Below are 21,575 nucleotides of genomic sequence, written 5' to 3'. Positions count from 1 at the left end.
ATCCCAAAATTTAGAGGAAGGAACTATGGATACTGTAAGCAAGAAGAAATGGCAAGCGCTGGGTGTCGTTTCTATTATTCAGTTAATATTACTGCTTGATGCCACCGTAGTAAATGTAGCACTACCACGGATTAAGTACGATCTAGGGCTTACAGATGGGTCTCTGACTTGGATTGTAAACGCGTATCTCATCACTGCTGGCTCGTTACTATTACTTGGAGGGCGGATAGGCGATGCCTATGGGGTATTGCGTACATTCCAAGTAGGTCTTGCAATCTTCGGGGGAAGTTCTCTTGTGGCTACGATCGCCCCTAACGCTACTATCTTAATCATGGGTCGTGCTGGACAAGGGGTTGGTGAAGCTTTAGCTTCGGCGACTGGCTTAGCGATGATATCCTTGCTATTCCCTTCGGGACCTGATCGCGGTAAAGCATTTTCAGTCTGGGCTGCTCTTGGTGGACTTGGCTCAATAATTGGGGTTCTGCTATCTGGTGTAATCACAGAGCAGCTCTCATGGCGCTGGGTCTTTGGAATTAATGTACCGATTGTATTGATCCTAGCTATAGCTACAGTATTAGTGATACCAAAATTTTCTAATCAAAGATCTACTCGGTTGGATCTTAGTAATGCTCTGATGTTAGCGGTTGCAGTGTGTATAACAGTGCTTGGTCTGATTGGATCTGGCATCGAACAGCTTTTATGGCTCCGAATTATGCTGTTCTTATTGGGCTTGTTCGGTGTTACCGCAGTGTTAAAGCGTTGTAAGCATTCTGATGGTAGCATCATTCCTGCCCGACTAATGACCAGATCGCCACGATTAACAGGGTACGCTATTATTGCAATTCAAGCGGGAACATCTGGTGCTGTTTTTTATCTCGGTGTTCTGTTGCTGCAAGATTATATTGGGATGACTCCTTTGCAAACAGGCCTCGCTTGGTTGCCATTCTGTTTTGGCTTCTTCCCAGGAATTTTTCTCTCTCAGCTCATGACTCAAAGGTGGAATTCTCAGATTGCGGCTGTTTTTGGTCTATCTATCTCTGCTTTTGGTTTCGTATTGTTTGCAATCGGGATACCTGTGCAAAACTACTGGATCGGAATGATGCCAGCGATGCTTGTCACGTCTGTTGGTTTTGGTTGTGTTGCTCCGGTTGCACAATCTCTCGCAACTACGGGGCTTTCTGAATCTGATGCTGGAGCTGGATCAGGCATAGCAACAACAATTCAACAGTTGTTTCAGGTAGGAGGAATGACACTTCTAGTCGCTGTTGCTATTAGTTTTACGGATGGGGTTGGGATTTCGACGATTGAATCTAACGGTTTCATAGCTGCATTTGTTTTATCTGCAATGATTTTTATTGGTGGGGCAGTTCTTATTGGGATTAGGCGTAATGCATTAGTCTAGATATAGAAAACACTGAAATTAAACATTTGGGGCCTTCTATGTACCAGAACTATCTAATTTCATCTGTGGATGAACTTCCTATAGTAGTACCTAGTACGGTAAGCCTACGTGAAAAATGGATCGGAGCAATGTTAGATAAAACGGGGAGAGCTTATTCCGGGGCGTTACGACTCGATTTTTCTCCAGGATGTGTGCCAGAGCGAGTATTTAATGCAGTTGTTGATACATTAATACGGCATCCCGTTTTAGCTGCTCAATTTGATATTGAAGGTGATGACCTTATTGGTCACGCTCCAAACAAAACTAAATTACGTAATGCTCTCTGGGAACGCTTGAATTATAAGCATACAGACATAACGGATGAGGTATTCCTGGCTCACCAAGCAAGTAGAGCTAGTGAACCCGGACTCAGAATAGCATCAGTTATTGATGATACTGGGATTCACGTGTGGATAGGATTTTGGACTTATACCTGCGATGGCGCATCAATTGATTTGTTAATTGAAGACATAGTTCAATGTTATCGTGATAAGTCTGGAATATCTAAATGCTGGATAGAATATGCCCATATGGTGAACACTCGTGTATCAAAAAAAGTGATAAGTTTACAGGAACGAGTTGAGGTTTATCCAGAACAGGGGCCGTATGGCCTTGATGCGATCCGAGAAACTCCAAATGGCTCGGTAGGAGTTATGCAGAGTGTAAGGTTTAGCACTTCTGTATTGCGTAGTAGTGTTTTGGTCTATGCAAGGGCTTGTCGTATCACTCCATTTGTATTGTTATTCTCTATTTTCCAACGTGCAATCAGTATGATCAGTGGAGTTGCTACTGTTGTCACAGGAGTTCCGTTTATCAACCGAAAGTATTCCGATGAGTTCACCGTTGTTGGCCCTTTGTCGAACACTGTTCCGATCACGACTCATCATATGCCAGGTGAATTGCTACCAAGTATGTTTAATCGACTGCAACGTGACGTAATCAAAGCATCTGCTCGCCAGGACATAGAACCGGCTGCTTTGTATCCCGATGGTATTTCACCTCGAACTGTAGCCTATGAACTTCCTTTCCCTCAACTGTTTAATGCCTGGAACTCACGGTGTGACGGTACACGAATACCTCTAGGAAATAGTGAATGGATGAATCTTCAGCTGCTACCAAATGGTACTTGCCGAGCAGGTTTTGAAATTACTTTAGATGAACACTCTGAATATATATCGGGGAGAATAGATATGGATGTTAATGCTTATGGCATGTGTGTAGAACAGGTAATAAAACAGATGATTGAGGATTTAGAGAGTATTAGTTTGGGTTAGATACTGTAATCAATTGTATCCTTTTGGCAAACTAAGAGTGATTTTTTCTTTCTTGCACGTGACTCCACGTCTTTTTATTACCGTTGAGCCCCTATTTACCCAAGCCGAGTGATTGGCACTTTTTGAGCAGTAGAACTGTAAGTGTTAACAAATAGTCACCTTGCTTTCTACCATTTTCCATAGCAGGAGTTTATCCAGCCCATAGGGTGGCTGAAATAATTCACCTAGGCAAGTCATGAGATAAGAATCCCAGACATTCTACAAGCTTGTTAAAATTATGAGCAGACGGAAGTTATTTTCATCAAAAAAAAAATGATGGCCCGTTCTTCCACAACATATTATCGAACAAAAATTTGACCCCACTCTATCCAATCGATAGAGTACTTAATTGTTATCAATGATCTTATCGCCTGTAAAGATCACCCATCGGGTGGCGAAACAAAACTCCTGTAGCCTGAAAGGGAGTGCATGCAATGCGGTACATCTGCGCACTTTTGGAAGCAGATATCCTCGGACACCTAACCTTCCGTCTGAGGATGAAAGTTTCCCGGTGGTATTCATCATCGGCTATTCACATACATAACCGAGCAGAACAGGCTCTGCCTTACGTTAATCGATACCGTTTTAATCGGTACAACATTCACCTGCATTTTGCATTTATCACGAAAAACGTCCCGAATATTGCGCGGCGTCACTTGTGTTAAAGCGCAGCGTTTACCAAGTGACGCCGCAAAGCGGCCAACGTCCAGAGCACGTAGAGCCTGACTTTACGGCCGATTTGAACCCCGCATTACTCAGTGAAACCACGCAAAACAGACCATTAACCGCCATTTTGTTTGATTGATAAACGATCGCCTTATCGGATCTTCAACCCATTGCCTGATTACAGGCTGATGCAGTAAAAATGAAGGAGAAATTCATCACGTCAAGATAATGAGGCGTTCATCCTGAGCTGATCAGGCCCTGAACGGGGAGCATGTCATCGCTGTGCTGAGCACGTCGCGAGCTCCTGCAATAACTCAACACAATCCCGCCCTGCTACACATTGTCTGACGCACCACGGAACGGTGAACCTGAACCGACACGCAGGGAATTGTTTTAAAAACGACTCAAAAAATGAATAAAACACAAGCAAAGCAGCAGGAGAGGCGAGAATGGCGCAGGGATCGACACGTTCAAAGGTTGAGCAGTTCAGAAAAGCCTTTATTACTCATGCCCGACAGGCGGGCGGAAGTTTTGTGACAGTGGCTGATCGTGAGCGGATTGCCCGGTATTTCCTTGATTATTTAAAAAATAATGGCATCAAACTCCGGCAAATGGATAGCCTGAAGGTGAAATATATTGAGCGCTACATCGCTGAACGGAAAGCTCACCATATTAATCACCGGACATTGCAAAATGAAATGTCGGTGCTGCGAGCCATTTTAGCGCGGGCGGGAAAGCACAAGCTGGCTGATCCCGAGAATGCCCGCCTGAGTAACCGGGCATTGGGTATCGCTGAGACGAGCCGCAAGGGAATGAAAACGGCGTTGACACCGGACGCGTTCCGGGAAATTTTTCAGCAGGTGGAACAAAAAGACCGGCGCGTGGCAGCGGTGATGCAACTGGCTTATGTACTGGGGCTGCGCACCAAAGAAGCAATCGAAGCCTATAAATCGTTAGCGACCTGGAAAAAAGCGCTGGAAAACGGGCATACCTCTGTGCGGGTGGTGTTCGGCACCAAAGGCGGACGTCCAAGACAAACGGTCATACTGGATCGGGAAGCCCTGCAACACGCGATTGCTTATGCGGAACGCGAGCAGGCCGGGCGTAGCGGCAAATTGATTGATAAGCCTACTATCACCCAGGCCATAGATCGCTATCGGTATATTGTCAGAAGGGCAGGACTGAGCGGCAAGAAAGCCCCACACAGTATGCGCTACCATTTTGCCCAGCAATCTGGTGAACATTACACCGCGCAGGGCTTCAGCGAGCAGGAAGCACAGGCCCTGGTCTCAATGGATTTGGGCCATGGCGATGGGCGCGGGCGCTATATCCGGCAGGTGTATTACCAGAATATTGAGGGTGAATAAGATCATCCCGTTTCTGACATTATTTTCAGTATCAGAAAATGAATTACCCATTGATCTTAATATGTTCATTGATTAGCGTAGCCAGACTTATCCATGATCCGGTCGCTTGTGAGGATCACCTTCGGGCAGCGACACCCACACTCCCGTAGCCTGCAAGGGAGTACACACTGTGTGGTACATCTGCCCACCTTTGGAAGCAGATATCATCTTTGTTGATGATGAAGGTTATTTAATCCACGCTGGCAACCCAGCCAGTCAACCCGGACGGGGAACATGCTTCCCGTCGGGCAAGGTGTTCTCCGTTATTTTAAAGGAGTCCACCATGCAACAAAACGAAACCAGGACAACGGTGCCTGCTGTACCGGCGTCTGAATTGTCCCCTTTTGCGGACGTCTTTCCGCGAAGTAGCCCACTGGAATTGAGGCTGCTGGAACACTCGGTCATTAAAGCGGCGGTTACGCTGTGTGAGGATTACCGGTGTGATACCTGGCAGTGCCGGAAAGTGTCCGACAAAATTGCCTATGCCGTGCCGACCCGTGCTGACACGTATGGGGTCAAAATCGAGACCACTGACTTTAACAGCGAGGTGTCAGCAGATACGTTCGGGCTGATGGTCACCCTGACGGTACTGGGCTATCTGACGGCACTGGTAAAGCAGGATGAAATCGCTGAACGGTTGTGTGATTTGCGGGAATACGCGCTGCAACACCCCCAGGCCCCGTGTATCCGGGCGGCTTTAAGTTTAGCGGGGGCATGGCGATAATTTAATCTACCCTGGCACAATGCCAGTCACCCGACGGGGAATGCCTTTCCCATCGGGCAGGGTGTTCTCCGTCTTTTTTATTTACAGGAGAACATCATGCAAGAAGGTGACCTTATCATGCTGGACAGTCTCGCGCTGTCCGCGGCATTTCCCGGTAAAAAATCGCTGGAGCGGTTGTTTCTGGGGTTTCTGATTGTCAATACCGCTTCAACGTTATGCAAAAATGACCCGTATGAACAATGGACAGGCCGGCAGGTGTCTGAGTCGCTGGCCTATATGGTGCCGACCTCAGCGAAAAACTACCCGGTTTACCTGTCAGACACGCAGTTAACGGTGACACTCTCAGCCGATGCCTTCGGGCTGGCGGTGACGTCAATCGTGCTTGCCCGTATCGCCGCGCTGAATGAGCTGAATGCGGATGCCTGTCGGTTTCGCGAATTGCGGGAATATGCGAAGCAACATCCGGAAAATGGCCTGATAGAATCAGTCATGACATTGAGATTCCACGAGGACTTTATCAGCCCGTCATTAATCGAAAATCAAAATCATCATCATCATTGAGGTTATCGGCCTATGTCGCTGTTAACCCTGCTCTTTTCTTAAGCGCCTGACCAGGGAGCCGAAAACACCTTCCCGGCATCGGGCGGGTGTTTTCTTTATTTGACCTTCCATCAAGGAAATACCGATGAACCCGATTTTTTTACCCGTGCCGGCTGAAACTAACCCGGCCTTACGTGAAGATATTTTTACTGCCCAGGTCACCGGCCTGATGCAACCCCCACAAATGCCCCCGTCTCTGCGGTCGGAAACCCTGACGGTGTGCGAAGCTTCTTCAGTTACGGAAGCGGTACAGCGGCTGAAGGTTATCCATTTACTGGGGGACTGGCCGGTGCCGGAGACTCCATCCGGTCAGGCGGCGTGTGTGTTTTTTCCGCTGACCGTCATGATTTATGACGCCGGGGACAGAAAAGTGCTCGGTGGCCGGTTTTATGACGAGATTGTCTGGGCGCAGCCGGTGACGCTGGCCTCAGCGCGCCTGTCACTGGAAAAGCGACAGCAGCAGTTGTGCCAGTCGGCGGTACTTGAGCAGGGCTGGCAGAATATCCCGGCCGCCCGGGCATTGTGGCATGAGGCGCATTTACTGTCGCTGCATGGGGTTTCACCCCGTTATCACGCGTGCCGTGAAGTGCAGGATATTCTCCGGCACAGCACGACAGTCAGTATTTAACGTGGGAGATATTACTATGGCACCTTTACGTCTAACCGTCTGGCAGGTCATTGCCGGCACGCTGCTGAAACGGCATTTTGGCCTGAACCTGAATGATACGGCCCTGTGTGATGCTGACACGGTGGCTGAACTGATGGCCAGTGGCGTCCAGCCCTTTGAAGCCATCAACGCGTTGGTGGATAAATACGATTTAACCCGGCTGAATGCGCAGAGTATGAGCAGTACACCGTACCTGGGGATTCATGATGAGCTGAGGGCAATTTTCGACTGCGGGATTACCGAAACGCTGCTCAGTCAGGACACCGGGTCACAGCCCGAATAAATCCATTTTTCAATCACCCATCGGGGGAGCGGTGCCCTGATGGCGCGGTTCCTCCGGTTTATGCTGATTCATCCAATGAGGAACCTGACCATGGCAGAATGGTATACTAATCAACTGGACATCACCGGTAAGTCGGTGTGTATTGACGTAATGCAACAATGGGTCTGCGGGGAAGAAACTCCCCGTTACCGTCAGGCAGTGCAGCAAAGCCTGCGGCTGTTTCTGGCGGGTTGTGCGGGGATACTGAAACCGACTAAACCGCAAACCTATGCGCCTTACCCGGCACTGGTGTACGGCACGGCGGCGCCGACGGCACAGAACCTGGCTTTTGAACAATGGCTTAAGTTGTTGCAGGATAATGTGCCGTTAAACAGCGACAACATTAAACGGACAGATAACCTGTACCGCCAGTCCTGTCTCAGCCTGTTGCGTTGGGAAAGCGTACCGGCGCCGGCGCGTGACATTATCACCCGTCTCCTGACCCGCCAGTATACCGACTGGTTTGGCATGGTGGGCTGGTCTGAAACTATCGATATCGGCGCGTGCTGGGATAAACTGAGTGTTTATCCGGGATCGGCGCAGCCCTGCGATATGCTGATGATAATGCCGACCCGCCTTGTTTCTGGCGGGTTGTGCGGGGATACTGAAACCGACTAAACCGCAAACCTATGCGCCTTACCCGGCACTGGTGTACGGCACGGCGGCGCCGACGGCACAGAACCTGGCTTTTGAACAATGGCTTAAGTTGTTGCAGGATAATGTGCCGTTAAACAGCGACAACATTAAACGGACAGATAACCTGTACCGCCAGTCCTGTCTCAGCCTGTTGCGTTGGGAAAGCGTACCGGCGCCGGCGCGTGACATTATCACCCGTCTCCTGACCCGCCAGTATACCGACTGGTTTGGCATGGTGGGCTGGTCTGAAACTATCGATATCGGCGCGTGCTGGGATAAACTGAGTGTTTATCCGGGATCGGCGCAGCCCTGCGATATGCTGATGATAATGCCGACCCGCCTTGCCACCGAGATTAACGGCAACAGTGGCTTGCTCAAAGGCATCGCGACTCCGGCGCAGTTTTACGACGCGCAATACGGTATGGAATGGCCGTTGGGGCACCATGTCCGCTGGGAGCGCCGGCATGTCAGCAGCCTGACCGTGCGCTTTGATTCTCCCTGGGCACCCCCGTCGGCCGAACTGATGGGCGAGCTGTCATCGGTGTTTGACTGTGAAATCCGCCACGGGTACAGCGAACCGTCAGGAAGCCTCAAAGGTTACGATTGCTATGACCAGGGCGAGCATGTGGACAGTGGCAACGGGCTGTCAGGACGGGAGAACCGGCCTACGCTTTATCTGGTCAACGATGACAAGCGGGCGGTGAACCTGCCTGTGCCGGCCATTGCCGTTGGGCAGTAACGCGTTATTTAACCCATCATTAATTTATTTTTTATCTTCACTTCAACCGAAAGGGGAAACATTTTCCTTTTTCGGGATGTGTTTTCCTTTTTCTCTTTTTGTTCTTCAGGGAAAACAGGTGATGACATCTCAACCCGATTATCAGAAAGCCTTTATTTCTTTGTTTAACCAGACGGCACGTGACCACCGTCGTTATCAGGTTTTTCAGGATTTTTGCAATTGTGCGATGGCCGCCATTCACAATAAATACCATTATTGTGAGGAGCTGGAGCAGTATTACCTGAAAACCATCAACAAGTACGAACGGGAGGATGTTGACCGGATTGTAGAACTCTTTTCCTGTACCGTGCTGGGGCTGGCGCAGGAACCCGGTGATTTTCTGGGCAGTGTGTTTATGCAGCTGGGATTGGGTGATAAAGACCTCAACCAGTTTTTTACCCCCTGGTGCGTGGCCAGAATGATGGCGGAGATACAGTTGCAGGATGTCGCTGCACGCTTGCAGGAGAAACCCTTTGTCACCCTGTACGAGCCGGCTTGTGGGGCGGGTTGTATGACGCTGGCCGCAGCCGACGTCCTGAGAGCGCAGGGGCATGATCCGTTATGCAGTCTGTGGGTCTCAGCGATTGATATTGATCCGCTGGCCGCGGTGATGGCCTACATCCAGTTTGCCCTGACCGACATTCCGGCCGCCGTCACTATTGGCAATGCCCTGCATGATGGCGGCAGTCAGCGAACCCGCTATACACCGGCACATTATCTGGGTAACTGGTCGAACCGTTTACGGGAGCATCAACAGCCACAGGCAGCCTGAATTTTTTCAGTATCTATTCTATTGTTCTCATGCGCCTTTCGGGGCGCTTTCTTACTTTTAAGTAATATTAATGTATTGATTTATAGTAAAAATTAAGGTGATCCGATAAGTGAATCCATGGATGAATCGGGTCAGTTTAATTTTCATTTCCGCAAAAAGAGTTTTCCCTTGTTTCCGATTGGGATCCACCGACACTGTGCCCAATTTGAACGGAAAGAGGAAAGACCATGTTTGCGCGTTTTAAATCGCATTTTGCCCGCCAGTCTGCCACACTGCAAAAATCCCCCGAGCAACAACCGGCCGCCATTCGTGACAGCCGGGGCTATTTCCGGCCGCAATCGGCTGATGAGTTACTGGCAACGCCCCTGCGCCGCCAGTGTCTTCAGCAATTATGGCAAAACAGTGCCTTGCCGGAAGGGCTGTATCAGCGTTTTTATCTTGCACCGGTGAAGCAATTGCTGGGCAGTGTCCAGCAAATACCCGCCACACCGGAAGGTGACTGGTCAGGGGCTGGGGGATTTGCCGACCTGACGCTGCAATTTACCACCTGTGCCGTGCGGCTGGCGAAGGGGCATCTGTTACCACCGGGGGCGGCACCGGAAACGCAGGCGGCCCAGAGCTTGCTATGGCAGGCGGTGGTGTTCTGGGCGGCGTTGTTTTACCACCTGCCCTTGTTGCGGCAGCTTGAGGGGGAACTGGAGGACGGGCATGTCTGGCAGCCGGGCATCGGTATCCCCGACAAACCGTTTCGTTTCCGTTTTCGCACACCGGAGAACATACCGTCGGTTCCACAAGAAGTGTTGCTGGCTGCCTGTTTGTTACCAGAAAAAGCCATGATGTGGCTGGTGAGCGTACCGGAAGTCTGGCATTGTCTGATGCAGCATCTCAATGGGCGTCCCTCCACTGTTCCGCTGATAGATACATTGCTTCAGGACGCTGCCGGGCAGGTTCATTCCCCTTTGCGGGGGAAACAGGAAGTTTTTTCATCTCCGGCGAAGGAGGCGGAGTTCTCTTCCGAATACAATCCGGTACCGGAAACGACATCCACGCCGCCTGTCAGTGAAATCACAACCCCACCGCCATCCGTGTCTGATGATACCCTGACATTATTATCCTTATTTCAGTCACCTGATGGGTCTTCGCCGCAAAATCAGGGAAAAAGTCACCCCCCCGCCTCGAAACTGACCAAACGGTCAAAACGGGAGAAAGAAAGTATTGCCCCTGACAGTCACCTGCATTCATCATTTAAAGATAAATAATTCAAACAGTTATTTTTATTTTATTGCCGCGAATTGTTTTTGGACAGGAAACGGCAGGATGAGCCGAGGAAAAAATAATATGTTGCACACAGCAGAAGCCCACAGTTGGGAAGCGCTATTAGAAGAGTACTTTTTTTCACATATCCTGAGACCGGATACCGAATGGAGTTATCGTAAGGTCACACGGGGTTTTATCCGGTTTATGGGGGAAGCGGCATCACCGGCGCAGATCACTCATCGGGATGTGTTGCGGTGGCGGCGCCATCTTCTGGTGGAAAAAAAGCAGTCGAGCCATACCTGGAACAATAAGGTAGCCCACCTGCGGGCGATTTTTAATTTTGGTATGGCGCAAAAATTGCTGCCCCACACCGACAACCCGTTTAACCACGCGGTGGTTAAAAAAGAGAAGAAAAAGAAGAAGATTTTGAGTCAGTCGCAGATAACCCGTATTAACCTGTTGATGGGGAAGTTTGCGGAAGAAGAAAGAACCGACGTGATGCCACGGGGAGGGCGGTGTGCCCTGTACCCAACCTGGTATTGGTCAACCGTGCTGGCGACATTGCGCTTTACGGGGATGCGCCAGAACCAGTTACTGCACCTGCGGCTGCGGGATATTAACCTGGAAAGCAATTATATTGAACTGGGGCTGGAAGGCAGTAAAAACCACAGCGAATGGGAGATACCGATTATTCCGCAACTCAAACCCTGGCTGGCACAACTCGTGGCAAGGGCGATGGCTGCCGGTGCTGAAGGCCACGATCCGATTTTCGATCTCAGCCGGTTAAGTGTGCCGCACCCCAGCCGGCTTTCCCGTTACCAATATGATATCAATCGGGAAAAACAACAGCTCCGTTCTTTCTTTCGTCGGCTGTCCAGGGAGTGTGATTTTGCCGTCTCGCCCCACCGTTTTCGCCATACCGTGGCAACGACGCTGATGAAAGCGCCGGATCGGAACCTGCCGTTGGTGAAAAGATTACTGGGGCATCGTAATGTCGCGACCACGATGGAATACATTGATCTCGATATGGAAGTGACGGGGAAAACACTGGAGCGGGAGCTGGGGTTGTATACCGATCGTTCTGATGAGCCTGCCGGTGAGAAGGAATAAAGCGGATTAAAAAAATCAGGGCAGATCGCAGGATGGATTAAGGAGGAGATAGCGTGAGCTGCCCTGCATCAACAGTGATGGGATGGAAAAAAGCGTTCATGCTGATCCGGTATCCCGTCGTGAAGTTTTCACCTGACTTGACATCAGAATCAATTACTGAAATCATTACCTTAAACAAGAAAAGGGCAACTGATAAAACAGCCACCCTGTCATCTTGTCTTAAATGTTCTTATCAACTAAACAGTACAAATTGAACTGATTAGGCTTTAACATTTAATTAACGATTGATTCTTTTTCGCGCTTTTGTCAGGAAATTTAACAACCTAGGACAAACCCGCATGGAAACTTGGTGCCGGAGGCGGAATCGAAAATCATTATAACTTGTTGAATAATCAAAGTCTATAACCTTGCCTTCCTTTTATGCCCCTTTTAATGCCCCTAAGTTTTTTTGTTTGCTTTTTCTTCTATATCTGACTGATTTTTATTATTTATATCGCTACCTATGTGCTTTTAAATCATCTTAAAGCAAAAAAGCCGTGAGGGTTAAAAATGGTCAAATTGGGCTGCCATTTTACGCTCAGGGCTTAAGATAAAAAATGTTCATTTTACGACATAGATCACAAATTACAGCAGGTTATTCCTGTGGCTTAGAGCGGGCTTTCCTTTCTAATAATTCTCCGGTATGAGAATCGAAATAACGGCTGGGCCAGATCTCTGAGGGATGGATGCCAAGGTAATTTGCGATAATCCATTCGCCTTTCGGCCACGGTCTGCTGAATGCATTTGCCAGTGTAGATGAACTAAGTCCTGCTTCACGAGAAACCGCCGCTAAGGTTGTACCCCGTTTACGTAATGCAGCAATAATATCGGCCTGATGCCAGTCATTTTGAACATTGTTGTTATTCATTCCTGCTACCCCTTCCATTAATTAATATTGATGGTGGCGATTCAAGCAGGGTTCGCAATACCGGAGATCAACCAATCCGGCGAGGCCAAAGCCTCCCCCACCTGAACCGCCATAGAAAAGGCGAACACAGGCGCACTGGCAGAAACATCCTACCAGTGGGTTGATCATTACAGGGTTGCGAATCCCCGACCATCGGATTTTGCCAATGGCGGGAATACTTTAACTGATTGTTTTAGCTTACTCAATAACTGAACGGCTAAGTGTAACGGCTATAACTCCTCTCATGAGCGCACAAACTCAGGGGAGAATACGGACGGCTAAATCAATCTTTGTTGTTTATTCTGGTTCGTGATCGTTTCGCTGTCCGCATTTTCCCTTTGATTTTCAGGCTATTTTTATACATTTCGAAACATTCTCTGCGTGTCGGTTAGGTTCACCGTTCCGTGGTGCGTCAGATAATGTGTAGCAGAGAGAGCATTGTGTTGAGTTTTTGCAGGAGTTCGCTACGTGCATGCTAGGCACGGCGATGGTTTACTCCCCGTTCAGCGCCTGATTCAATCAGGATGAACGCCTCATTATTCGTGACGTGTGATATCTCCTTTCTTTACTGCATCGGCCTGTTGCAAGGCAGTGGGTGAAAAAAACGAAATAAGTGAATTAAGGCAGAAAAATGCCAATGAAAAGTGGTGACACTGAGTAAAACGGGGTTCAAATCGTTAGTAAAGCCAGACCGGACGTGCTCTGGACGTTGGCCGCCGGCGGCGTCACTTGGTAATCGCTTCGCTTTAACGCAAGTGACGCCGCGAAGTTTTCGGGACGTTTATTGTACGTTAGTCAAGGTGTGGATAAAAATCGTACAGAGTAAAATTGTTATAGCGAACGTGGCAGGGGGGACTGCTCAACGTGTGTGATAAGCCGGTGCATAAAGAAACCGGGAAACTTTCATCATCGATACACTGGGTTATTTTTTCGACGATATCTGCTTCCAAAAGTGTGCAGATGTACCGCAAATTTTGCTCTCCCTTTCAGGCTACGGGAGTTTTGTTTCGCCGCTTAATGCTGATCCTTGCAGGCTATGGATCATTGATAACAATTAAATACTTTATCGATTGAATCGAGCGGGGTCAAATCTTTGTTCAATGATGGGGAGTGGAAAAAGCACCATTATTTTTTGATGAAAATGACTTAGCTTTTGTTAATAATCTTAACAGACTTTTGGTCTTTCAAGATTATCATTCCACTACACACCATTTTTATTAAATTAGCATCGATAGCTTGATTATATTTTCATGATGAAAAAATTCAATAAAACTAATATTTATTAGTCATAGGTATAAAATTCGAAATGTTGAGTTAATCTACCAGTTTCCATAGAGTCACCAAAAATTCCAGTGGATCCATGAAACACTCTGGCCATAATAATTACAGCGCGATTAAATCGCATTGGAATTTCACCAATTTTATCCCAATTATTATCATCCTTAAAGTACGAAAGAACTCTCTTATGAAAATCATCGCCAACGGTAGGAAATCCTTTACTTTGAATTACAGTTTTATTAAAAAAAACCTCTCCTGTTTTTTTATGTTTATAAAAAGCAACCCCTCCTTGACAAAGAATGTTAGGTGTTAGATATATAATTCCTGAATATTTCTGTTGGTCTACATGGACATTATCTAGACGTTTTTTATTATCATTTGCAACAGCAATACGAAATTTTCCCTGTGCAAATCCATCCGACTTAGGACAGGGGGCACTGACATCTTCATTTATGTATGACATGAGAGTATTTCTAACTACATCCCAATTTCGTTCAGATGTAGCCTCCATTCCTGGATACGTAGCTCCATTTTTTTGTTTATAATCAAGTGAAAGTGCATGCTTTCTGATCTCAATGGGATTATCATAAAAATCATCGATTACAATGATACTTTGTGATTTTAACATTATATCACTCCAAAATTAAGAAATACTAATTGCTTTGGGAAAACCAACATGTGTGATTTTTACATTGAAAAAATAATTATAATTAATCTTCAAATACAAAAGAATTCAATACATGATCTTGCCATACTCCATTTATCTTAAGATATGATTTGGCATAACCTTCTTTAATAAATCCAACTCGTTGTAATAAATGAGCACATCTATCATTAGTTGTAAGGTGATTAGCCATTACGCGATGTAGTTGATATTTATTTCTGATATGTTTTAATGATTCAGTTAAAACTTCACGCATCACACCTTTACCCTCAAAATCAGTATCAATTGAGAAACCAAGGTGGCATGCTTGAAAAACCCCAAAAACGAAATTAGTAAAATTGATATTTCCAACTATATCTGATGAATTTTTTAGAGTAAATACAAGTGAAACTCCTTTATTTTCCTCTTGCAGATTCACAGTTGATCGAATACGCTTTTTCACTTCATTTAATTCGTAATATTCGCAAGTCCTTAATGGCTCAAATGGTGCTAATCTATCTTTATTATTCACCAAATATTTCTGAAAGGCATTAGCCATTTCTTCATTGATGTAGTGAACATCCATTTGTTTGGTACTAAATGATGTAATATAATTACTTTTATGCATAATACTTTCCTATTAATTGCGTAATTAAGGATGGTTACTAGAGTTATGTAAAATTAATTAGTAAAATAAATAGTCATAATAAAATAGTTCCTCAAGACAAAATATATACTTAAATATTAAAGGCGATAAAGAACAGGCTATTGTCATACTCTATAAATTAGTTGAAACATAGTCAAAAATTATAGCTAATTTCTTGATTGCAAAGCAGGGTTTTCAGTATCTATTTGTGGGGTGATTTTTATATAGAACGTCAAAAGTCCTCCTATCAGTGCAATCACTGCTATTTCTAACAAGATATATGGTGCAGGCTCTGCACCAATACCAGCAAAGGTTAAATAGACAGAATAAGCACCATATAATATAATTACAGTACCTGTTGCGAGACTCAAAGAAAAAGCTCGGATTTCCTCAGGTAAGCGGGCAAGAAAATTACTGATCGCCACGTCTTGACCAATAGTCACGGTCGTTCTAAAAAACAAAATATACAAAATTAATGCTAAAATGCCATTGAAATAAAGATAAAGAAGATAACAAAATCCTGAGAGTATCATCAAACTGACGAAAGAAATCATAATCATCGTATTATCTGAGAACTTTGCGGCTACACGTGGAACTATCACACCTTTAATATAATGAGCTACATCAAATGATATAATAAACAAAAACAAAAGAATTAGATAAGCTCTTTCAACCTGCATTATATTGTATTCTCTGAATTCAGAAATCATGAGATAAGTGTGAACATGAATCATAGAGAAATTTAGAAGAATTATTACTATAGAAAGTTTCAAAAAAATCAAACATTGAGTATGTGATAATTCACGCATATATACAATAAAGTGACGTAATGTACTTTTACGCCTGATGTGAGCGTTCTGCTTTCCGAGATTTTCATGCATACCATTCAACTGAGGAAAACACCATAGCCATATTCCTAAACCAATAAACATTATAGTTGGAATAAATAATATAATTTCAGCATGTCCTATAGTCCGGTAAAGCACTAATAATAGCAATAAAAAAAGAACAGGAACGATAGAAACAATTTCTTTACCATATCGTTGAGAAAGCAGAAGTGCTTTTGTACGTAGAGTGCGTTCTTCACCATGTTTAATGATTTGATAATCAATCAAATCCTGTAACATTGCTTGATAAGCACCAGAAATCAAAGACATCGCGATGGCACTTAAAAAAGAACTGATAATAAGTAATGTAATTTGATTATCGATATTATCTGCCGTTGCGAGTGACCAGTACAATACAAGCAGGGCAATAGCATTAAACCAGTTCCCTAAAGCAACTGTTTTAAAATGACCTAATCTATCAGCCAGCAATCCAGAAGGGACTTCAAGGAAGAGAGATGAATAGAATGCAATAGAAACACGTAATGAAACCGCTGTACCAAACATACCACCTAAGCTTCCTACTAATAAATGACTAATTTGATTTGATGTTGATTGCATTGCACGCGATATGCTATCTAAATAACCAATGTTTTTTAACCAATTTTGATTTTTCATTTCTTATTACTCACATTTGGCCAAATAAAATTTCACTAAATAATCTATTGCTAATCTGGCATCTTGTTTTTTAGGGTGCATAGTGTCGTTTTTAAATAAAGAACGCAGCTGCGCTATATCTAAATGTGGAGCAATCTTAAGCATGGCATCAATCACCCGATCAATGTAGCGCTCGTACCAAATGATTTGTCGTACCAAAGCCATCATCTGACGTTTTTGTAGTGAACTTATCTGCCCTTCTGCCATCAGATAGCAAGCAATATATTCTATATGCACATAAGAGAGCGTGATTTCCTGATAATTATCCGTGTGATATCGCAGAGCCACATCTGCATCTGAGTGATAATACCCGAATAGATATCCCTGAAATATTTGCCCTATTCCTACCATTCCTTGAATGTAGCAGTCTGCAGCGCGCAATGCTCCCATGCTGGAACTACCGAGTAGTATTCCTCCTGCGTTGATAAAATTTAAGCACTCCACTACAGTAATCGACATATTGCTACCAAAAAGGCCATCTGTAATCAGAACCGGCCGACCACTTCCTGACAGCTCCAGTAAATCTCCTGTCTGGATTGGTGGGCGAAATTCAATTATTGCGTCATAACGCTGATCACAGGGTAAGGAAGAACCACCAAATACAACTGGTTTTTGTTTACGAGCAAATAGCACGATTTATTTCCTCCTTCCCGGATTAACATGCCAATCAAATAGCCCTGGAATAATAGCTTTTACCGTATGAAAAGGTACATCGGGCAGAGATAAATCCGTGATATAAATCTGTTCCTTTCCTTCCTCCGCTAGCTTTTGGATTAAAAACTCGGTAGCAGAAGCCAGTGCTATCGGGACATTCTGCTCAGTCGATATATTCACCATTTTATAATGCTTGCGAAATAATTCGCGCAGTACGTAGAAACGTGAATGATTAAAGAAGTTCTTATCATCATACTTTTTCTGCTGACGGCTTAAATCTTCTCGTGAAGCCTGTAAACAGACTACTAGCCCCTGAACTGCTTCCATTAGTGCAGCATCCAGAGCTAGTGTTTCAGTAAATCCAGAGGCGGAACCGGCAACCATAAATTTTGGTCCCATATTGGTTGGATCGTATAAAGCTACATAATAAGTCGGTATCGTACCGTGGATACGTAAGGCGAAACTTTCATACCCTTTGTCAGATAACGATTGCCATAAAGCTTTTGTCGACGGATAATTGATGCTTTCAGGATCTATAATATCTGCACAAATACTCGATAAACAGTTTTGGTAAAATCGGGATGTAATATTGCGTTCAAAGGATTCTAATATAGCAAAACAGATCGCTTCTTCTAAGGTGCCACCACACGCCAGTCCCGAGGTGTGAGCGTGTATATTTACCCGTTGAGCATCCGAACCATGATAAGGAAACTGTACTTCTACAGCAGGTAATAAAATTTCTTTTCCAGTTTGCAACTCGTATCCTGGTATCCAGTCTTTGATATCATACTCTGGATCAAATCCCAGTTGCCGCTGTATGAGACGGTCATAATAATGCGTATTTTGGTGAACAATCAGATCATCACACCAACAAGCACAGTGGCGTTCATAGGCCTCCATTAATGCGCTACAGGTGGCTGTATATAGATTTCGCCCTTTTCCTTGGGTGGTTGATATTTGTCCTTTTTTCAATGTAGTACGAACTGCATTTACTATACTGATGCCAGCAATATCCACAAATTCACCAACAGAAGCTAAGCGCGAGATTCCCAGTTTCTTACGTAATGGTAAAATTAATTTCAGTGCCTCTCGGGTAGAGTAACGGCGAAACCCTAATTCAGTGATGGAGATCGTCACACTCAAATTCCTCAGTAAAATCACGTGCAATATTAAGAAATTTCAATCGAACATAGTGCATCACTGCTTTCCTTAGCTCAGGGCTTAACTCATCATATACAGCTTGGGTATCCGCCAGAGACATTTGCTTCACTAATAGTAAAAGAGCCTGATATAGCGAGGCAGTAATAATTTGATTATTATCTTGGTATTCGTGGCTTATTATATGACGCAGTTGATTTTTCTCTAGACTGCTTTTTAAGCTACAACCAGGGCTCAAACATAACAATCCTGGAACTACTTCTGGAGTAAACGATGGAGCGAATAGTTCGACTATATAGTCACCGAATACCACCGCATCAATATGGGTGGAAAGCAACATTTCGATTGCCTGTTCTGCCCGTTCTACGATAGGTTTTCCACGAACATTAAACGATGTATTCAGTAAAACGGGAAATCCAGAAAGTTTGCCAAATGCGGAGAGCAAAGCATGGATTTCTTCATTATCATTGACAGACACTGTTTGTACACGTGCTGAACCATCTATATGCGTGATAGCGGCAAGTTGCTCCCGGTATTCAGGACGAACTGGCAGCACTTCAAGCATATATTTATAGTCACCTTCACCTTCGAAATAACGACCTAGGTGCTCAGTAGCAACCATCGGCGCAAAAGGACGAAAATCCTCACGGAACTTCACCCAGCGATTGATGAATTTCCATGTATCCATCGAGCAAGGGCTAGCTAGTATTGAACGGGCACCCAACGCACGTGGACCAAATTCAGACCCTTTAGTACAGGAGTAGTAACCAATGATCTGTCCCGCATGTAACCGTTCGGCTAGTGTAACAGTATCAATAGGTTTCACTATTACCCTATCAGCAAATAAGTTAAGGGCTCTGGAAATATCTTCATATCTGTAAACTTTTCCCAGATAATCGTGATTAAAAGCATCACTAAGAATTCGGTTATGCCTTTTATAATAAGCAGCATTAGCGGCACCGATAGAAATACCAGCATCATGTTGAGCTGGGAATAAATAGAAATCACGTAATTGAAAGTTCTGACGCACCTTATAGTTCACTACAGAATTTAGAGCAACACCTCCTGTCATGACAAGAGGTTCATTATTAGTTATGTGGTAATGCTCTAAGCGAGAAAAAATCCCTTTTTCCAGAACGAGTTGTACCGAAGCGGCCAGATCTGCGTAATCCATCACGTTAAGTGTTTTCTTGCTAAATTTTTGCTTCCAAGTATAACCAAAAGAAATACCCTGCGGGCTTTCAATCGCAATCTCCTCAGCAAATTTTGGTATACCATAAGGTGCAAGCCCCATTAATTTTCCAGAAGCGTGCCAAGAATTAAAAACAAGTTGGCTCACAGAGGCATAAGCCTCACCCAATGAGCGACTTCCAGTTCGAATATTAAATGATGGGCTGTATTCACGGGCTAGCAGCGTATATCCATTTTCACAAAAGGTATAATGAGAAACTACATGCAATTCCGGTTTATACTCTTTAAGTCCAGCATTTAAATACTCAGAAAACTCTTGCCCAGAGATGAGTAAATCATTTTGTCCTACGACACTACCTCCGGAACCATCCGCTACCACTACATTTCCTCTGGAAAACTTTGACCCCGACCAAGCGGCAAATGCGTGACACAGATGATGGCTAACAACTATAGCCTCTGGAGAGAAGGGATCAAACAACGAAAAATCTGTACTACAAACAGGCTGATTTAGCCCGATATACTCCGGAGTCACTGATTGAATATTATAGGCAAAACAGCTTACATCTTCCCGCATTAAACCAGCGGCATTCAGACAATAATCTACAGCTAAAGTAGTATTGAGGGATTGGCTTCCATCGTGTTTGACACGGGTTAAACGCTCAAGCTGAATTCCATAACGAATTTTTCCGTTAATCATCACACAAGCAGAAGCATCGTGACTTGCAGAGATACCAACAATAATTTCATCGTCAGGCGCGACAAGTAGTTGCGAGCTAATACATTTCATTACCAGTGTGTTCTGACATGCCACTGTCACATGATCGAGACGTCCTACAGCGTATACTGTAATATTAAGGGGGGATTTTTCAAGCAAATGAGCTGGTATTAATAATGTACCTCTTTGCCCTACAATTTCTTGACCATTGACTACGGTTGTCAGGCGTGTTTGTCTGGCAATGGACGCTTGATAAGAAACGACCAATGCAATTTGATTGTTTCTGACGGATGTGTTTGGAGTAAGCGTAAGCAGTATTTCTGCTTCCTTCGAACGCTTCAAAGGAATACTCCATGTTTGAGGCATACATTTTTGCTCTGATACATCATCAAAAAGATATCTACCTTGAAATGCTTGGCTCATGCAAATCATGGCTGCATGTAAAGCATGGCGATCATAGACCATTTGATTTCTTTTTAGCCACGAATGAAGTTTTCCAGCCAGACTGGCGAGATAGACTACTGCCGCAGAGGTACCTTTTGTTGTGGTTAGTGCCCCTTGTTCGTCGTAGGTGGAATAGTCACATTCTTTGACCAAAAACTCGATATTACCCCATCCTAAAGGCGTCATACCTGGAATACTGCCATTATGGCATAATAATCCTACGCCAATAGTTTCACTGCATGACCCAGGAAAACGCTGGCGACCAAAATCATGGCCTACAGAAGCCAAAACATAAGGAGCTAGTGCTTTATCATGGAATGTAGATAATGAGGTATGAATATCTGTAATATATTCATTCTCTGGCAGAGAGTATGCATGTGCTTCTATAGGGCAGATGCCAAAACGCTCATATATATGAGTGCGCAACTCTGAATATCCTTGCTCAAACGCATCCAAGTAGCTGGCTGATATTAAATCCAGAGAGACTTGTGTTGTCCATGGAAAAGGTATTTGTGATAAAATATTAGCGATTTTAGCGGTATGATTATGTAAATTATTCTGTTGAGAAACGTCATTAAGCTTGGATAACTGATTTTTTTTAGCACTATCGATAAGAAGAATAGATGTTTTATCATTTTCCATATACTCATTACCTTTAAATTTGCAA

General features: G+C 44.8%; 19 protein-coding genes and 2 pseudogenes. 14 read left to right on the top strand and 7 right to left on the bottom strand.

The genetic code is table 11. From position 1 onward, the window contains the following. Positions 1–25 precede the first annotated feature (25 nt). The 14 genes and pseudogenes from WDV75_RS05970 (at position 26) to WDV75_RS05905 (ending at position 11,692) form a co-directional block, all read left to right on the top strand. Positions 26–1,402, top strand: a complete 1,377-nt coding sequence (locus WDV75_RS05970; protein ID WP_273571431.1) for an MFS transporter — start codon at positions 26–28, stop codon at positions 1,400–1,402. A 38-nt stretch (positions 1,403–1,440) separates the two neighbouring features. Next, positions 1,441–2,715, top strand: coding sequence for a condensation domain-containing protein (locus WDV75_RS05965; protein WP_338860874.1), 1,275 nt, complete (start codon positions 1,441–1,443; stop codon positions 2,713–2,715). A gap of 473 nt (positions 2,716–3,188) precedes the next feature. Then, positions 3,189–3,419, top strand: coding sequence for a hypothetical protein (locus WDV75_RS05960; protein WP_273571434.1), 231 nt, complete (start codon positions 3,189–3,191; stop codon positions 3,417–3,419). After that, complete coding sequence (locus WDV75_RS05955; protein WP_273571435.1) at positions 3,413–3,559, top strand: hypothetical protein; 147 nt, start codon at positions 3,413–3,415, stop codon at positions 3,557–3,559. Before WDV75_RS05960 ends, WDV75_RS05955 begins: the two co-directional genes overlap by 7 nt. Positions 3,560–3,869: 310 nt before the next feature. Next, on the top strand, positions 3,870–4,787 hold the full coding sequence (locus tag WDV75_RS05950) for an integrase domain-containing protein (RefSeq protein ID WP_273571437.1): 918 nt from the start codon (positions 3,870–3,872) through the stop codon (positions 4,785–4,787). 169 nt (positions 4,788–4,956) lie between these two features. Next, on the top strand, positions 4,957–5,550 hold the full coding sequence (locus WDV75_RS05945) for an antirestriction protein (RefSeq protein ID WP_338860872.1): 594 nt from the start codon (positions 4,957–4,959) through the stop codon (positions 5,548–5,550). Between the two features lie 96 nt (positions 5,551–5,646). Continuing rightward, positions 5,647–6,111 (top strand): antirestriction protein, encoded by a 465-nt coding sequence (locus WDV75_RS05940; protein ID WP_273572341.1) that lies wholly within the window; start codon positions 5,647–5,649, stop codon positions 6,109–6,111. Positions 6,112–6,235: 124 nt separating this feature from the next. Then, positions 6,236–6,778 carry a hypothetical protein gene (locus tag WDV75_RS05935; RefSeq protein WP_273572340.1) on the top strand — a complete coding sequence of 181 codons (543 nt, stop codon included), beginning with the start codon at positions 6,236–6,238 and terminating at the stop codon, positions 6,776–6,778. A gap of 16 nt (positions 6,779–6,794) precedes the next feature. After that, a complete protein-coding gene (locus WDV75_RS05930) occupies positions 6,795–7,100 on the top strand; it encodes a TA system toxin CbtA family protein (protein ID WP_273572343.1) in 306 nt (101 codons plus the stop codon). 90 nt (positions 7,101–7,190) lie between these two features. Then, a pseudogene (locus WDV75_RS05925) lies at positions 7,191–7,718 on the top strand (DUF1281 domain-containing protein); the annotation flags it as partial. Continuing rightward, positions 7,717–8,514, top strand: a pseudogene (locus WDV75_RS05920) (DUF1281 domain-containing protein); the annotation flags it as partial. The pseudogenes WDV75_RS05925 and WDV75_RS05920, both read left to right, overlap by 2 nt. Before the next feature lie 121 nt (positions 8,515–8,635). Next, positions 8,636–9,325, top strand: a complete 690-nt coding sequence (locus tag WDV75_RS05915; protein ID WP_273572325.1) for an N-6 DNA methylase — start codon at positions 8,636–8,638, stop codon at positions 9,323–9,325. A 227-nt stretch (positions 9,326–9,552) separates the two neighbouring features. After that, positions 9,553–10,584, top strand: coding sequence for a TraI domain-containing protein (locus tag WDV75_RS05910; RefSeq protein ID WP_273572324.1), 1,032 nt, complete (start codon positions 9,553–9,555; stop codon positions 10,582–10,584). Between the two features lie 79 nt (positions 10,585–10,663). Beyond that, positions 10,664–11,692, top strand: coding sequence for a site-specific integrase (locus tag WDV75_RS05905; protein WP_338861199.1), 1,029 nt, complete (start codon positions 10,664–10,666; stop codon positions 11,690–11,692). Positions 11,693–12,326: 634 nt separating this feature from the next. Here WDV75_RS05905 and WDV75_RS05900 read toward each other — a convergent pair. The 7 genes from WDV75_RS05900 to WDV75_RS05870 form a co-directional block, all read right to left on the bottom strand. Next, positions 12,327–12,599, bottom strand: coding sequence for a helix-turn-helix domain-containing protein (locus WDV75_RS05900; RefSeq protein ID WP_143707543.1), 273 nt, complete (start codon positions 12,597–12,599; stop codon positions 12,327–12,329). Positions 12,600–13,920: 1,321 nt separating this feature from the next. Beyond that, the gene (locus WDV75_RS05895) at positions 13,921–14,544 is read right to left on the bottom strand and encodes a DUF6445 family protein (protein ID WP_273571209.1); all 624 of its coding nucleotides are present in this window, start codon (positions 14,542–14,544) and stop codon (positions 13,921–13,923) included. A gap of 82 nt (positions 14,545–14,626) precedes the next feature. Next, on the bottom strand, positions 14,627–15,187 hold the full coding sequence (locus WDV75_RS05890; protein WP_273571211.1) for a GNAT family N-acetyltransferase: 561 nt from the start codon (positions 15,185–15,187) through the stop codon (positions 14,627–14,629). Between the two features lie 185 nt (positions 15,188–15,372). Beyond that, entirely contained in the window at positions 15,373–16,707 is a 1,335-nt protein-coding gene (locus WDV75_RS05885; protein WP_273571213.1) for an MFS transporter, read from the bottom strand. Between the two features lie 6 nt (positions 16,708–16,713). Further along, positions 16,714–17,379, bottom strand: a complete 666-nt coding sequence (locus WDV75_RS05880; protein ID WP_273571215.1) for a TfuA-like protein — start codon at positions 17,377–17,379, stop codon at positions 16,714–16,716. 3 nt (positions 17,380–17,382) lie between these two features. Beyond that, positions 17,383–18,537, bottom strand: coding sequence for a YcaO-like family protein (locus WDV75_RS05875; RefSeq protein ID WP_167383268.1), 1,155 nt, complete (start codon positions 18,535–18,537; stop codon positions 17,383–17,385). Next, a complete protein-coding gene (locus WDV75_RS05870; RefSeq protein WP_273571218.1) occupies positions 18,518–21,550 on the bottom strand; it encodes a carbamoyltransferase C-terminal domain-containing protein in 3,033 nt (1,010 codons plus the stop codon). Before WDV75_RS05870 ends, WDV75_RS05875 begins: the two co-directional genes overlap by 20 nt. Between the last annotated feature and the right edge of the window lie 25 nt (positions 21,551–21,575).

Source organism: Xenorhabdus griffiniae, from assembly GCF_037265215.1.
Taxonomy (GTDB): domain Bacteria; phylum Pseudomonadota; class Gammaproteobacteria; order Enterobacterales; family Enterobacteriaceae; genus Xenorhabdus; species Xenorhabdus griffiniae.
The sequence above is the reverse complement of the archived record's forward strand: the minus strand, read 5'-3'. Positions and strand labels throughout refer to the sequence as shown.